Source organism: Pseudomonas sp. BNK-15 (assembly GCF_047456105.1).
Lineage (GTDB): Bacteria > Pseudomonadota > Gammaproteobacteria > Pseudomonadales > Pseudomonadaceae > Aquipseudomonas > Aquipseudomonas putida_E.
The window spans coordinates 5,146,176-5,159,917 of the sequence record NZ_CP179898.1; the positions used below are offsets into that span (position 1 = coordinate 5,146,176).

Below are 13,742 nucleotides of genomic sequence, written 5' to 3' on the forward strand. Positions count from 1 at the left end.
AGAACGTCATGAAACGCCTTCACCCACTGCTGCTGAGCCTGGCCCTGGCGGGTCAGGCTCAGGCCGACGACCTGATGGACAACGCCGACCTTGCCGCCGGCAGCGACCTCGGTGACCCGGTGATCATCCGCCTGTTACCGGCAGGTGCCGGCCAGGTGGCGGTGATCGAGCAGCTGGGTTCGGGCAACCGCGCCGCCCTCGACCAGAACGGCCAGGCCCTGCTGGGCCGCATCGTCCAGGCCGGGGGCGCACAGGAAGCGTACATCCTGCAAGAAGGTAGTGACCTGATGGCCAGCATCAGCCAACAGGGAAATGGCAACAGCGCGTCGATCCGCCAGAGCGGCACCAGCAACAACGCCAGCATCGAGCAGATCGGCAACGACAACAGCGCCAGCATTGTGCAAGCCGGCTCGGGCCTGAACAGTTCCGTGACCCAGGCCGGCAATGGCCAGCATGTTCAGATCACTCAATACCGATAGACCTGGAGGCACCACCATGTTCAAGCTCGCTCCCCTAAGTGCCGCTATCCTCCTGGCCGTGGCCGGCCAGGTCATGGCGGACGACAGCACCTCGACCCAGTCGCAGACCGGCAACCAGAACATCGCCGAAGTCAGCCAGACCGTCGCGCCCTTCGCCGCCGCCACCCAGAACCAGACCGGCAAGGGCCACAACCACCTGGCGGTGCAGGACACCAGCACCAGCTACATCGACCAGACCGCCAGTGGCTCGTACAACGCCGGCTACGCCGAGCAGTTGGTCGAAAATGGCAGCCAGATCACCCAGCAAGCCGAGGGCACCTACAACGACGCCTTCGCCAGCCAGTCGTTGGGTGAAAACAACCAGGCGCTGCAGATGCAACAAGGCGCCGAGAACCGCTCGACCGTGTGGCAGGATACCCAGCTGGGCAGCCAGGCCACCACCCAGCAGAGCGGCCAGCGCAACGAAGCCTTCGTCGAACAGCTGTTCGGCGGCAGCAACAACAAGAGCCTGGTGAACCAGGACGGCCAGGACAACTATGCCGCTGCCGAACACCTGACGCACAACGACGGCAATATCGAGATCTACCAGCAAGGCAAGCAGAACTGGGCCTATGGCGACCAGCGCGACGGCACCGGCGGCCTCATAGGCATCGATCAGAACGGCACGGGCAACTCGGTGGAAGTCTGGCAGGACACTCAAGTCGGCAGCCAGGCCACCGTCAACCAGAATGGCCAGCTCAACGAAGGCTACATCGACCAGAGCCTGGGCCAGGACAACACTGCCAGCCTGTATCAACAAGGCAAGTCCAACGCCAGCTGGTCCGATCAGTTCGAGACCACCAACTCGACCACCAGCATCTCCCAGACCGGCACCAGCAACCTGCACTTCACCTACCAGACCGGCGACAACCAGAGCCTGACCGTGACCACTCAAGGTACCGGTAACAAGGTCATGGCCAGCAACTGGAAAGGCGAGAAACTTGGCGGGCAGTTCGGCAGCGACCAGACCGCCGTGATCAACCAGAGAGGCACGGAAAACAGCGTCAACCTGACCCAGAACGGTACCTTGCAACTGGCCACCCTGGGCCAGAAAGGCACCAACAACTCGATGGAAACCAAGCAGGCCGACAGCAACAACGAGCTGTACTTCGAGCAGAACGGCACCGACAACATCCTGATCGCTGACCAGCGCGGCATCGACAACTATGCCACCGGCGACACCACCGGCACCGGCAACACCATCACCCTGGACCAGTCCGGCTACGCCAACCAGAGCTTCACCACCCAGCTGTACGGCAGTGGCAACAGCGCCACCATCAAGCAGGCCGATACCGCCAACGTCGCCTACGTGACCCAGGGCGGCGCCGGCAACATGGCGTTCGTCGACCAGAGCGGGGCCAACCAGGCCGCCACCATCACCCAGATGGGCAACGGCAACACGGCCACCGCCACCCAGCGCTAAGCAGCTCCCCCTTGAACCGCAGCGCTTCTCTCCCTGGCGTTGCGGTTCCTTTTTTTGTGCTCCACACGCTATCGGGGCGCCAGGTTATCGGGACGCGGATGTTTTTGACTGCCGGCTGCAACAACCTTTTATGCACTTTTCGCTGCCTGATCTAGACTTTTCGCGACAACCCCGCAAGTTCAAGCCTGCGACAATCAGACTCAGAACATTATGTACCAACTTGTTAATTAGCTTGCTAAGGGCTTAAACTGCGCACATTCCACCTGCTGAGATCCCTGGCATGAACGAAACACCGCGCGCCTCTGGCGCCACAAACATCATCCTGGTCGGCTTGGGCGTGATCATCGCCCTGCTCGGCCTCCTCCTGGCTGCCGGCGGCGTCAAGCTCGCGGGCCTTGGCGGCTCTTGGTACTTCCTGATCGGCGGCCTGGCCATGGCCATCGCCGGCGTACTCATTGCCCGACGCAAGAAAGCCGGTGCCTGGCTGTACGCTGCATTCCTGATCGGCACCGCACTGTGGGCACTGATCGACGCCGGCCTGGTGTTCTGGCCGCTGTTCTCGCGCCTGTTCATGTTCGGTGCTATCGGCATGGTGGTGGCGCTCGTCTACCCGCAGCTGGTACGTGCCAATGGCGGTAGCACTGGCCGTGGTGCCTACGGCATCGCCGGCGTGCTGGCCGTGGTGCTGGTGATCGCTGCGGGCAACATGTTCGTTGCCCATCCAAGCGTCGCGCCTACCGGCAAAGGCCCGGGCATGACCCCGGTCGAAGCCGGCAAGGAGCAGAAGGACTGGGCCCACTATGGCAATACCGAAGGTGGCAGCCGCTTCGCTGCACTGGACCAGATCAACCGCGACAACGTCGACAAGCTCAAGGTCGCCTGGACCTACCGCACCGGTGACGTCGCCGTCAGCGATGGCAACGGTGCCGAAGACCAGCTGACCCCGTTGCAGGTTGGCAACAAGGTGTTCATCTGCACCCCGCACAACAACCTGATCGCCCTCGATGCCGACACCGGCAAAGAGCTGTGGAAAAACGAGATCAACGCCCAGTCCAAAGTGTGGCAGCGTTGCCGTGGCATGGCCTACTTCGACGCTACCGCGCCAGTGGCCCAGCCAACTCAGCCAAACAGCTCGCCGGTAACCGTCGGTAGCGTACCGGCTGGCGCCAACTGCCAGCGTCGCCTGCTGACCAACACCATCGACGGCCGGCTGATCGCAGTCGACGCCGACACTGGTGAGTTCTGCCAAGGCTTCGGCAACAATGGCCAGGTCAACCTGATGGCCGGCCTGGGTGACGTACCGAACTCCTACTACCAGCTGTCGTCCGCACCGCTGATGGCCGGTACCACCGTGGTGGTAGGCGGCCGTGTCGCCGACAATGTCCAGACCGACATGCCAGGCGGCGTGATCCGTGGCTTCGACGTGTTCACCGGTGCCATGCGCTGGGCATTCGACCCGGGCAACCCGCAAGACCGCAACGCTCCGGCCGACGGCAGCACCTATGTGCGCAGCACCCCGAACAGCTGGGCGCCGATGTCCTACGACCCGGCGATGAACACCGTGTTCCTGCCGATGGGCTCCTCGTCCACCGACATCTACGGTGTCGAGCGCAGCAAGCTGGACCACACCTACGGCGCTTCGGTGCTGGCCCTGGACGCCACCACCGGCAACGAAAAGTGGGTGTTCCAGACCGTGCACAACGACCTGTGGGACTTCGACCTGCCGATGCAGCCAAGCCTGATCGATTTCACCAAGGACGACGGCAAGTCGGTACCTGCGGTGGTGATCGGCACCAAGGCCGGGCAGATCTACGTGCTCGACCGCGCCACCGGCAAGCCGCTTACCCAGGTTGACGAAGTTCCGGTCAAGCCAAGCAACATCCCGAACGAGCCGTACTCCCCGACCCAGCCTAAATCGGTGGGCATGCCACAGATCGGCGCACAGACCCTGACCGAGTCGGACATGTGGGGCGCCACGCCATATGACCAGCTGCTGTGCCGTATCGACTTCAAGAAGATGCGCTACGACGGCCTGTACACCGCACCGGGCACCGACCTGTCGCTGAGCTTCCCCGGTTCGCTGGGTGGCATGAACTGGGGCAGCATTTCCACCGACCCGGTCCATGGTTTCATCTTCGTCAACGATATGCGCCTGGGCCTGTGGATCCAGATGATCCCGTCGCAGAACAAAGGCCAGGCCGCTGGCGGTGGTGAAGCGCTGAACACCGGCATGGGCGCCGTACCGCTCAAAGGCACCCCTTATGCGGTGAACAAGAACCGCTTCCTGTCGGTCGCCGGCATCCCTTGCCAGGCACCACCGTTCGGCACCCTGACCGCCATCGACATGAAGACCCGCCAGGTGGCTTGGCAGGTACCGGTCGGCACCGTCGAAGATACCGGCCCGCTGGGTATCCGCATGCACCTGCCGATCAAGATCGGCCTGCCAACCCTGGGCGGCACGCTGTCCACCCAAGGCGGCCTGGTGTTCATCGCCGGCACCCAGGACTTCTACCTGCGCGCTTATGACAGCAGCAACGGTAACGAGATCTGGAAAGCCCGCCTGCCAGTCGGCAGCCAGGGTGGCCCGATGACCTATGTCTCGCCCAAGACTGGCAAGCAGTACGTGGTGGTCACTGCCGGTGGCGCCCGCCAGTCGACTGACCGTGGCGACTACGTGATTTCTTACGCACTGCCGTAAACCGCGTCGCTTTCATCGCCGGCAAGCCGGCCCCCACAGGTTCGTTGAAAGACCTTGTGGGGGCCGGCTTGCCGGCGATGAGGCCCTGAAAGATCAATTCGAGACCCCGCAATGCCATCCGCTATTCGCATCACCTCCCCCCTTCTGCTGGCCCTGGCCAGCACCACCGCCCTGGCCGACGGCGACCTCATGACCCGCAGCACCATGACCGGTGACTGGGGCGGCCTGCGCCACCAGCTTGAAGAAGACGGCATCAAGGTCACCGGCGACTACAGCGGTGAGACCGCGTACAACGCCCACGGTGGCCTGCACCGCTCGGCGCGCTATTCGCAGAACCTCAAGTTCGGCGTGCAGTTCGACCTGTCGAAACTGTATGGCCTGGATAACGGCGGCAAGGTCCAGCTGACCATCAACGACCGTCGCGGCAACAGCGCCTCGGAAGACCTGGTGGGCAACCGCCTGCCGATCCAGGAAAACTACGGCGGCCTGTACACCCGCCTGACCGAACTGAGCTACGAGCGCACCCTGTTCACCCCGGCGCTCAACGTCAAGCTCGGCTACATGGCCATGGGCAACGACCTCGGCGGCCTGGACAGCGGCATCCTGTGCAACTTCATGAACGCCGGCTTCTGCGGTCACCCGCTGAACATGTCGGGTGGCAGCGGTTGGGCCAACTACCCCAACGCCCACCTGGGCGTGCGCGTGAAGTACGACCTGTCGCCATCTTGGCAGTTGCGCGTGGCGGCGTTCAACGTCGACCCCGAAAGCAACGGCAACTCCAGCCGCGCCTGGCACCTGGGGCCCAAGCACACCACAGGCACCGTGGTGCCGGTCGAGCTGATCTACAAGCTGCAGGGCGAATTGCCGGGTGAATACAAGCTGGGCTACTACTACGACAGCTCCGACGTCAAACGCATTGGCAGTGACGACGAAGTGTCCGGCCGTGGCGGCCATTACCTGCTGATCGACCAGGCGGTGTGGAACGATGCCGGTTTGCCGGGCCGCAGCCTGCATGCCTTCGGCCAGTACTCGGCGTCGAGCAAGGCAGCCTCGCCATTTACCAAGTGGTATGGCGCCGGTGTGGTGCTGTACAAGCCGTTCGAAGGCCGCCCGCGTGACACCGTGGCGCTGGGTTATGGCCGCGCCGTGCCGAACCCGCGCAGCCGTGACGTGCTGGAAGATGCCGCGTTCGATGCCGGGCAGCAGTTCCCGGACATCGACAGCGCCGAGCAATTGATCGAACTGAGCTACGGCTACCAGGCGACGCCATGGCTGAACCTGCGCCCGGATGTGCAGTACATCATCGAGCCTGGTGCCTTCTCCGGGCAGGACATCGACAATGCGCTGGTGGTGGGGCTACAGGTCAAAGCGACCTTCTGATCCCCTGGGGCCGCTGTGCGGCCCCTTTTCAATCCTGCCTGAGGTAATCCACCAGCCTCGACAGCATCGCATCACAACCCTGCAACTGCTCGACACTGACAAACTCATCCGGCTTGTGCCCTTGCTCCATGCTCCCCGGGCCACACACCACGGTGGGGATGCCTGCCTGATCGAACAACCCGCCTTCGGTGCCGAACGCCACCGTACCGAATTCATCCGACCCGCTGAGCAATGCCACCAACCGCGCCGCCTCGCTGTCGGCAGGTGTGGCCAACCCAGGATATGCACTCAAAGGTGCCAGATGAATGGCACTGGCCGCGTTCACGCTGCGCATGCGCGGCAACAATTCGGCCTCGGCATAGGCCTGCAACTGATCGGCCACCGTCTGCGCTTCAAAGCCTGGCAAGGCGCGCACCTCAAAGTCGAATGCACATTCTTCGGGCACGATATTCAGCGCCCTGCCGCCCTTGATGGTGCCTGTCTGCACCGTCGAGAACGGCGGATCAAAGCGCTTGTCGTGCTGTTCGGGCAGCGCCAGCGCGTCACCAATCTCGCCCAGTTTGCCGATCAGCCTGGCGGCATATTCGATGGCATTCACACCATACGGCGCATAGGCCGAATGGCACGCCGCGCCGTGCACCTGGCAACGCATGGCCAGCTTGCCTTTGTGGCCGAGCACCGGTTTTAGCTCGGTAGGCTCGCCAATCAGGCAAAGCCGCGGCTTGTCAGGCCGCTGTTCGAGCGCGGCGAGCATCGAGCGCACCCCCAGGCAACCCACTTCCTCGTCATAGGAAAACGCCAAATGCACCGGCATGCGCAGCGGCTGCGCAAGAAATGCGGGTACTGCCGCCAACACCGAGGCAATGAAACCTTTCATGTCCGCCGTACCACGGCCATACAGGCGCCCATCGCGTTCACTCAGGGCAAACGGTTCGACCGTCCAGGCCTGGCCATCCACCGGCACCACATCGGTATGCCCGGACAGCACCACGCCGCCAACATCAGCGGGGCCGATGGTAGCGAACAGGTTGGCCTTGGTGCCTTCAGGGTTATGGAACAGTTCGCTGTCCACGCCCTGTTCGGCCAGATAGTCGCGGATGAAGCCGATCAGCTGCAGGTTGGAGTCGCGGCTGACCGTGGCATAGCCGATCAGCCGGGCCAACAGGGCGCGGCTGGTGAACTCACTCATCACCCGGCACCCCATAGCTCGGTGCAGTCGTCGGGTTCAGCGCGCGGGTAACGTAGTCCTGCATCTGCGGGCGGTACGCCTGCCACAGACCATCGAGCACGCCGATCGGGTTTTCATCGGCCCAGTCCACGCGCAGGTCCACCAGCGGCCAGGTCAGCTCGCCCGCGATCTTCAGCGCCGCCGAGTGCACCGGGCCTGCCTCGCCACCTGCAGCCATTGCCGCATGCATGGCCGCCAGCAGGCGATCAGCCAGGTGCCCGCCGGCCTGTTCGAAGGCTTGCACCATGGCTTCGATGACCTGTACCGAAGACAACAGGTTGCCGGCCGCCGCGCATTGCTCACCGGCCACGGCGTTGTGCACACCCAACGCCTGCTTGCCGGTGAACAACGCCACCTGGCCGTTACTGTCGATCACCGTGACCTGGCGGTACTCGCTCCAGCCATTGGCGCTGAGCACCCGGTCCAGCGCTGCCGCAGGCGGCAGCTGGCCCTGCTCCAAGGCATCGAGGATCTGTGGGCCAAGCGCCGGCAAGGTGATGTTCTGGGTGGCAACGGCGCCGACGCCTGCACGTACCCAAGGGCAACGCGCCCCTACGGCGATGCTCGACGAACTGATGGCGATACCGACCTGGCCGGTTTCCTGGCAGCGTCCGATGATGGAGAAGGTCATGAAAAGGCTCCTGTTGTTCTGGGCGATTGCAGGCATTCTGGGCAGAACCTTTTAGTGAGCGAAACCACCTTTTTCCTGTGCCTTGAGCAGGAAAAAACTAAGGCCGCGCACAGCCACGCAAAACAGCCCGAAACCCCTGCCACCCTTCCTGTAGCCCTTGTGCAGCAAGGCCTTCGCCGTTTTATCGGCAAGTACTCGTTAAATACTAATTTCGCGATTTTCCGTGCATCCCTAGTCTGGCCCCAGGTAACGGCGGTCCTCCAAACCGACCTGACAAAAACCGCCTGAACAAGGGCTCGGACATGACACTGAACACAATCGAAATCGACACCCTCGTCGTCGGCGCCGGCCAGGCCGGCGTGGCCATGAGCGAACATTTGAGCAAGCTCGGCGTGCCGCACCTGGTGCTGGAGCGCAAGCGTATCGCCGAGGCCTGGCGCACTGGCCGCTGGGATTCGCTGGTCGCCAATGGCCCGGCCTGGCATGACCGCTTCCCCGGCCTTGAATTCAACCTCGACGCCGACGCCTTCGCCGGCAAGGACCAGGTTGCCGACTATTTCGAGCAATACGTACGCAAGTACAACCTGCCGGTGCGCACCGGCATCGAGGTGAAGAAGGTGGTGCGCAATGCCGACCGCCCAGGCTTCACCGTCGAAACCAACGAGGGGGTGATCCGTGCCAACCGTGTGGTGGCCGCCACCGGCCCGTTCCAGCGCCCGGTCATCCCGGCCATCGCGCCCAAGGACGAGCACCTGCACCAGATCCACTCCGCCGCCTATTTCAACCCCGGGCAACTGCCTGAGGGCGCAGTGCTGGTGGTAGGTGCCGGCTCCTCCGGCGTGCAGATCGCCGAAGAGCTGATGCGCGCCGGGCGCCAGGTGTACCTGTCGGTCGGCGCCCACGATCGTCCGCCACGGGCTTATCGCAACCGCGACTTCTGCTGGTGGCTGGGCGTGCTGGGCGAATGGGATGCCGAGATCGCCAAGCCAGGCCGTGAGCACGTGACCATCGCCGTCAGCGGTGCCCGTGGCGGCCACACCGTAGACTTCCGCGCCCTCGCCCATCAGGGCATGACCCTGGTCGGCCTGACCCAATCGTTCGACAACGGTGTTGCACGCTTCCAGGACAACCTGGCCGACAACATCCGCCGCGGCGACGAAAACTACCTGGCCTTGCTGGACGCTGCCGATGCCTATGTCGAACGCAACGGCCTGGACCTGCCGCAAGAGCCCGAAGCACGCAAGCGCCTGCCGGACCCGGCTTGCGTCAGCAACCCGCTACTGGAATTGGACCTGACCGAAGCCAATGTCACCAGCATCATCTGGGCCACCGGCTACGGCGTGGACTTCAGTTGGCTGCAGGTCGACACCTTCGATGCCAATGGCAAGCCCCAGCACCAGCGCGGCGTGTCCCGCGAACCGGGTGTGTACTTCCTCGGACTGCCCTGGCTGTCGCGCCGCGGTTCCTCGTTCATCTGGGGCGTTTGGCACGACGCCAAGCACGTCGCCGGCCACATCGCCACCCAGCGCACTTACCTGGCCTACCGCGACCGCGAACAGCGTGAAGCGGATGAGCAGCAAACTACCTCGATCAGCAACGTCAGCACCCTCGGAGCCCACTGATGCCTACCCATACCCGCATCCGCATGTTCAACACCAAGGTCACCTACCCTAACCAGACCCTGGACAACGACTTGTGCCAAGCCGTGCGCGCCGGCAACACCATCTATGTGCGCGGCCAGGTCGGCACCGATTTCGAGGGCCGCCTGGTGGGCCTGGGCGACCCTCGGGCGCAGGCTGAGCAAGCGATGAAGAACGTCAAGCAACTGCTTGAGGAAGCAGGCTCCGACTTGTCGCATATCGTCAAGACCACCACCTACATCACCGACCCTCGCTTCCGTGAGCCGGTGTACAAAGAAGTGGGCAAATGGCTCAAGGGCGTGTTCCCGATTTCCACCGGGCTGGTAGTGGCGGGCCTGGCCCAGCCTGAATGGCTGATGGAAATCGATGTGATTGCGGTGGTGCCGGATCACGCTTGATTGAGTGAGGTGCTGGGGCGCGCTGCGCCCCGGTCATCTACATCCTGCCCAGTTCTTCCCGGCAAAACTCCACGAAAAGCTGCGCCGGCTTGGTCAACTGCACCCGCTTCAAACGCGCCGCAGCCAACCCCGACAACGCCACCGGCTCGGCAATGTCCACCGTCACCAGCTTCTGCCCGTCATACGTGCATTCTGAATGCGGCCGGGTCACCAGCAGTGAAAAGCCGAACCCCTGCCCCACCATCCCGCGCACCATCTCGATCGACGGCGAACTGAAGACAATGTTCGGCGTAAGATCCATCTCGTTGAACAGGCTGACAAAGTAGGTACGGCTCGGCGCCACATCCAGAAGGATCATCGGCTCCGGGCACAAGTCACGCAGTGACACCTGCGACTGGCCGGCAAAGCGGTGCTTTTCAGGAAGCAATACGTAGGGCTTTTGAGGAGGCATCAGCGGCTCAGCCTCGATGGTGCCATCCAGGTCATGATCGTAGAGAAACGCCAGGTCGAACGTACCCGCCGTCAGGCCCTGGATCAGCTCCTGCTGCTCGCCGTCGCGCAAGCGGATGTCTACGCCCGGGTAGCGTTCGCGAAAACCGGCGATCAGGCGTGGCAGGTACAACGGGGCCACGGTTTCGAAGCAGCCAATATCGATCTGGCCGGCCACGGTATCGTTGTCGGCCAGCGCGTTCTGCTCGAACTCGTGGGCCATCTGCAGCAACGATTTGGTCTTGGCGTAGAAGCGTTTGCCGCTGGGGGTGAGCGAAACACCTTGGGCATGGTGGCGGATGAACAACTGCACGCCAAAGCTCTCTTCCAGGCTCTTGATCGCTGTGGAAATGGACGGCTGCGCGATGTACAACTGGCGCGATGCCTCAGCGACGCTGCCGGCCTCGACGGTGGTGACGAAGTATTTGAGTTGTCGCAAGGTATAGGAAGCCACAGGCACCTCTCTGGCGCCGGTTGGGGCGCCCTTTTGAATTATCCTGCCACTTTACCGTGCCGTTGCAGTGGCGGGCGGCGCGGTGATGAAGGATTTGCCTATGGCTTGAACATATTCTTGCTTTGCCACGCCCGGCTGCAAAACGTCTTTACTGGAAGGTAAACAGCCGCAGGAACGGTGTGAGCCTATGAAAATCGTTGTCACCAGCATCCTCGTCGACGACCAGGCCAAGGCCTTGGCTTTCTACCACTACGTACTGGGTTTCGAGCCCAAGGACGACATCCCCATGGGCCAGTACCGCTGGCTGACCCTCACTTCTCCCAACGAGCCCAACGGCGTTCAGCTGGTACTGGAGCCCGATGCCCACCCAGCGGCCAAGACCTACAAGGCAGCGCTTCGCCAGGACGGTATCCCGGCGACGTCGTTCGGCGTGCGCGACATTCAGGCCGAGTACACGCGCTTGTGCAAGGCCGGGGTCAGGTTCACCAAACAACCCACCGACCTGGGCCCGGTCACCGTCGCGGTGTTCGACGATACCTGCGGCAACCTGATCCAGATCGCTCAGAAACATTGACCCTGGCCCATGGCAGGCCAGGCTGCCATTGGCTAAAGTTGCCGCTATTCCCGGTGCGCTAAAACAAGGAAAAACAATGCGCCACGAATTCAGCGAAGTGCTCAACGACCTGATCGATTACTTTCTGGTCGGGGACATTCAGTTGCTCGACCGCTTCAAGCACGACAATGACTTGCCCGATGACCTGGCCAGCGAATTCACCCACACCGACAGCGGCGACAGGGCCGTGCGCGAAGGCATCGTCATACCCTTGGCCGGCATCGACAACCTGCCCTACCACATCATTTTCACCCTCGAAGGTGACACTCCCGCCTTGCTCGAGCCCGGCAGCCGCCTGAAACACCGACGCGACGGTTATGTGCTACGGGTCGAGAACCGTGCGGTGATGGTGTACACCTGGCGCATCCTCCAGCATTTCACCAACAAGACCCTCGGTGACCTGCTCGCCCGCTACCAAGTGCCGGGGCGGCCGATCATCGAGCTGGATAACGGCTGGTATGACGTCGAAGTACTGGGCGGCGCGGTCGTGCGTGAGGGGCTGTACGAGCCAGCGTTCGAATTCGTGTTGACCAAGCGCTCAAGCCGCTGTGAGGCCAAGGACGTAGATATCGGGTATGCCTTTACCCTGCGTGGTTACTTCGACTGATTGCTCTCAAGCTTGCAGCGCAGGTAAGCAAGGCGAAAGTGACAGCAAAATATTCCAGGCAGAATCGGCTGGTACGGGATAGCCAGGTTGTCAGCATCGGCGGATATCATTTCCTCACAGCCCGGTCATGCGCCCTGCTGCATTGGCACTTGCCCTTTGAGCTCGACCTGGTTGCCATCGGGGTCATAGCAGTATAGCGACAGCCCCTCGCCCTCGGCGCCATAGCGCACCTGGGCAGGCTCCACCGCCACGCCGGCCGCTTGCAGGTAGGCGGTCAGCGCTTGTTCATCGAACGGTTCTATACGCAGACAGAAGTGGTGAAGGTTACGCCCTTGAGCCCCGGGTGCAGCACCACCGGGGCGCCCAAGCGGGCCATCGAGGGTAACCAGGTCGATCATGGCCGTACCGGTTGCCAAATGGACCATCCCCAGGTCCTCGCGCTCCCTGCTGACCGTGCAGCCCAGCAGGTCACGGTAGAAGGCCACGCTGCGCTGCAGGTCGCTGACGCGCAGCACCAGGTGGTCGATGTGCTTGATGGCGAAGGGTCTCATGCCGGCGCTCCTTGAGGCGATTGCACAGAGGTCCCGGCCACCATAGCCCAGCAGCGCATCCCCCCGCTACTCGTTCACCAGGCGCTGCAGCAGGCCGGCATCATGGCGGGCCAGGGTGCGCAGTATCTGCTCGACCACTGTTCGGTCCGGCGCTTCCAAGTGGAAGTGATGCCCACCGGGGTGCCATGACACCCTGGCATGGCTGGGCAGTGCAGCCTCGCGCTGCGCGAAGGCACCGCCAACAAACGCCCCCTGCCTGCCCAGCATGAGGTAAAGCGGGCAGCGGATTTCCCGGAGAAGGTCACACGCCTCGCGCTCGGTCAGTGGCATCGGCTCGGGCAACACCAGCCGTGGGTCATGGCGCCAGCAGTAGCCGTGCGCCAACTGCAGCAGGTCACGCATAGCCAGCAACCGTGCGGCGTCGTCGGCAAGTTCGCCGTCGAGACGCTTGCGTCGCTGCTCCAGGGCAGTTTCCAGATCGTCGAAGCGGCTCCCGGCAACGTCGGCAAAGCCGTGCAACTGGCTGCGTTGCACCATACGCTTGAGCCGATAGGCACGGGCCAGGTGCTGCACGCGATCATCCTCGGCAACCGTGAACGGCGCTCCCATGCCGTCGAGGAAGGTCATACTGGCGATGCCGCTGGTCATGGCAGCCAGCAGCGAGGCAATGCCGGTGCCCATGCCATGGGCTAGCACATGAAACCGCACCAGCCCAAGGCTTTCGACCACCGCCAGCATGTCCTCGGCATGCTCCCACAGGTAGTAGCCGCTGTCGTGGCGCCGGTGATCGGAGCGACCGTGACCGACCAGGTCAGGGGCGACCACGAAGCAACCATCGAGCAACGGGCCCAGCCGCTCGAACGAGGCGGCATTGTCCAGCCAGCCGTGCAACGCCAGCACCGGTATACCGTCTTCGGCTCCCCACGTGCGTACCGCTATTTCAATACCGTCGAGGTCAAGCAGATGATCCTTGGGACTGCATAGCGAACGCATCGCACTCTCCTTCGCTGAACACTGGCGCCATGCCTTTACCCCACCATCTCGCAGCGTGGCCTGCCCTGCTGGCCTCTTACCGACCCATGCATGCACGAGACCGACCCTTGCGGGCAACT

14 protein-coding genes are annotated in these 13,742 nt (G+C 63.1%); 9 read left to right on the forward strand and 5 right to left on the reverse strand.

Annotated features, from left to right (window positions below):
• Positions 1-8: 8 nt before the first annotated feature.
• The 4 genes from ACMGF5_RS23590 to ACMGF5_RS23605 all read left to right on the forward strand — a co-directional run bounded on the left by ACMGF5_RS23590 (position 9) and on the right by ACMGF5_RS23605 (position 6,019).
• On the forward strand, positions 9-479 hold the full coding sequence (locus ACMGF5_RS23590) for a curlin (protein WP_046785966.1): 471 nt from the start codon (positions 9-11) through the stop codon (positions 477-479).
• Positions 480-495: 16 nt separating this feature from the next.
• The gene (locus ACMGF5_RS23595; RefSeq protein ID WP_046785965.1) at positions 496-1,941 is read left to right on the forward strand and encodes a curlin; all 1,446 of its coding nucleotides are present in this window, start codon (positions 496-498) and stop codon (positions 1,939-1,941) included.
• Between the two features lie 280 nt (positions 1,942-2,221).
• Positions 2,222-4,639 carry a glucose/quinate/shikimate family membrane-bound PQQ-dependent dehydrogenase gene (locus ACMGF5_RS23600; RefSeq protein ID WP_046785964.1) on the forward strand — a complete coding sequence of 806 codons (2,418 nt, stop codon included), beginning with the start codon at positions 2,222-2,224 and terminating at the stop codon, positions 4,637-4,639.
• Positions 4,640-4,750: 111 nt separating this feature from the next.
• Positions 4,751-6,019 carry a carbohydrate porin gene (locus ACMGF5_RS23605; RefSeq protein ID WP_046785963.1) on the forward strand — a complete coding sequence of 423 codons (1,269 nt, stop codon included), beginning with the start codon at positions 4,751-4,753 and terminating at the stop codon, positions 6,017-6,019.
• Positions 6,020-6,047: 28 nt separating this feature from the next.
• Here the strand turns inward: ACMGF5_RS23605 and argE are convergent, their stop codons facing one another.
• Both argE and ACMGF5_RS23615 read right to left on the reverse strand, forming a co-directional pair.
• Positions 6,048-7,208: an acetylornithine deacetylase gene (gene argE / locus ACMGF5_RS23610; RefSeq protein ID WP_414157305.1), complete on the reverse strand. Its 1,161-nt coding sequence runs from the start codon at positions 7,206-7,208 to the stop codon at positions 6,048-6,050.
• Positions 7,201-7,878, reverse strand: coding sequence for a DUF1028 domain-containing protein (locus tag ACMGF5_RS23615; protein ID WP_012314808.1), 678 nt, complete (start codon positions 7,876-7,878; stop codon positions 7,201-7,203). The genes argE and ACMGF5_RS23615 overlap by 8 nt, the downstream gene beginning before the upstream one ends.
• Before the next feature lie 54 nt (positions 7,879-7,932).
• Here ACMGF5_RS23615 and ACMGF5_RS23620 point away from each other — a divergent pair, with 54 nt between their 5' ends.
• From ACMGF5_RS23620 to ACMGF5_RS23630, 3 genes are read left to right on the forward strand one after another with little or no spacing between them, the layout of a single operon-like run.
• Complete coding sequence (locus tag ACMGF5_RS23620; protein ID WP_144415454.1) at positions 7,933-8,166, forward strand: hypothetical protein; 234 nt, start codon at positions 7,933-7,935, stop codon at positions 8,164-8,166.
• Between the two features lie 14 nt (positions 8,167-8,180).
• Positions 8,181-9,500 carry a flavin-containing monooxygenase gene (locus ACMGF5_RS23625; RefSeq protein ID WP_119687168.1) on the forward strand — a complete coding sequence of 440 codons (1,320 nt, stop codon included), beginning with the start codon at positions 8,181-8,183 and terminating at the stop codon, positions 9,498-9,500.
• Complete coding sequence (locus ACMGF5_RS23630) at positions 9,500-9,916, forward strand: RidA family protein (RefSeq protein WP_012314810.1); 417 nt, start codon at positions 9,500-9,502, stop codon at positions 9,914-9,916. Before ACMGF5_RS23625 ends, ACMGF5_RS23630 begins: the two co-directional genes overlap by 1 nt.
• 37 nt (positions 9,917-9,953) lie before the next feature.
• Here the strand turns inward: ACMGF5_RS23630 and ACMGF5_RS23635 are convergent, their stop codons facing one another.
• A complete protein-coding gene (locus tag ACMGF5_RS23635) occupies positions 9,954-10,859 on the reverse strand; it encodes a LysR family transcriptional regulator (RefSeq protein WP_115275528.1) in 906 nt (301 codons plus the stop codon).
• 187 nt (positions 10,860-11,046) lie between these two features.
• Here ACMGF5_RS23635 and ACMGF5_RS23640 point away from each other — a divergent pair, with 187 nt between their 5' ends.
• Together ACMGF5_RS23640 and ACMGF5_RS23645 are read left to right on the forward strand one after the other, a co-directional pair.
• Entirely contained in the window at positions 11,047-11,433 is a 387-nt protein-coding gene (locus tag ACMGF5_RS23640) for a VOC family protein (RefSeq protein WP_046785960.1), read from the forward strand.
• A 76-nt stretch (positions 11,434-11,509) separates the two neighbouring features.
• Entirely contained in the window at positions 11,510-12,079 is a 570-nt protein-coding gene (locus ACMGF5_RS23645; protein WP_115274587.1) for a hypothetical protein, read from the forward strand.
• Positions 12,080-12,204: 125 nt separating this feature from the next.
• Here ACMGF5_RS23645 and ACMGF5_RS23650 read toward each other — a convergent pair whose 3' ends face one another.
• Together ACMGF5_RS23650 and ACMGF5_RS23655 are read right to left on the reverse strand one after the other, a co-directional pair.
• Positions 12,205-12,630, reverse strand: a complete 426-nt coding sequence (locus ACMGF5_RS23650) for a VOC family protein (protein WP_414157306.1) — start codon at positions 12,628-12,630, stop codon at positions 12,205-12,207.
• A 66-nt stretch (positions 12,631-12,696) separates the two neighbouring features.
• A complete protein-coding gene (locus ACMGF5_RS23655) occupies positions 12,697-13,623 on the reverse strand; it encodes an alpha/beta fold hydrolase (RefSeq protein WP_115274586.1) in 927 nt (308 codons plus the stop codon).
• Between the last annotated feature and the right edge of the window lie 119 nt (positions 13,624-13,742).

Excerpts from the sequence above, each read along its gene's own strand:
- ACMGF5_RS23595 (WP_046785965.1), top strand. The coding sequence starts at position 496 with ATGTTCAAGCTCGCTCCCCTAAGTGCCGCTATCCTCCTGGCCGTGGCC.
- ACMGF5_RS23645 (WP_115274587.1), top strand. The coding sequence starts at position 11,510 with ATGCGCCACGAATTCAGCGAAGTGCTCAACGACCTGATCGATTACTTT.
- argE (WP_414157305.1), bottom strand. The coding sequence starts at position 7,208 with ATGAGTGAGTTCACCAGCCGCGCCCTGTTGGCCCGGCTGATCGGCTAT.
- ACMGF5_RS23655 (WP_115274586.1), bottom strand. The coding sequence starts at position 13,623 with ATGCGTTCGCTATGCAGTCCCAAGGATCATCTGCTTGACCTCGACGGT.
- ACMGF5_RS23630 (WP_012314810.1), top strand. The coding sequence starts at position 9,500 with ATGCCTACCCATACCCGCATCCGCATGTTCAACACCAAGGTCACCTAC.
- ACMGF5_RS23625 (WP_119687168.1), top strand. The coding sequence starts at position 8,181 with ATGACACTGAACACAATCGAAATCGACACCCTCGTCGTCGGCGCCGGC.
- ACMGF5_RS23605 (WP_046785963.1), top strand. The coding sequence starts at position 4,751 with ATGCCATCCGCTATTCGCATCACCTCCCCCCTTCTGCTGGCCCTGGCC.
- ACMGF5_RS23640 (WP_046785960.1), top strand. The coding sequence starts at position 11,047 with ATGAAAATCGTTGTCACCAGCATCCTCGTCGACGACCAGGCCAAGGCC.
- ACMGF5_RS23650 (WP_414157306.1), bottom strand. The coding sequence starts at position 12,630 with ATGAGACCCTTCGCCATCAAGCACATCGACCACCTGGTGCTGCGCGTC.
- ACMGF5_RS23615 (WP_012314808.1), bottom strand. The coding sequence starts at position 7,878 with ATGACCTTCTCCATCATCGGACGCTGCCAGGAAACCGGCCAGGTCGGT.
- ACMGF5_RS23600 (WP_046785964.1), top strand. The coding sequence starts at position 2,222 with ATGAACGAAACACCGCGCGCCTCTGGCGCCACAAACATCATCCTGGTC.
- ACMGF5_RS23590 (WP_046785966.1), top strand. The coding sequence starts at position 9 with ATGAAACGCCTTCACCCACTGCTGCTGAGCCTGGCCCTGGCGGGTCAG.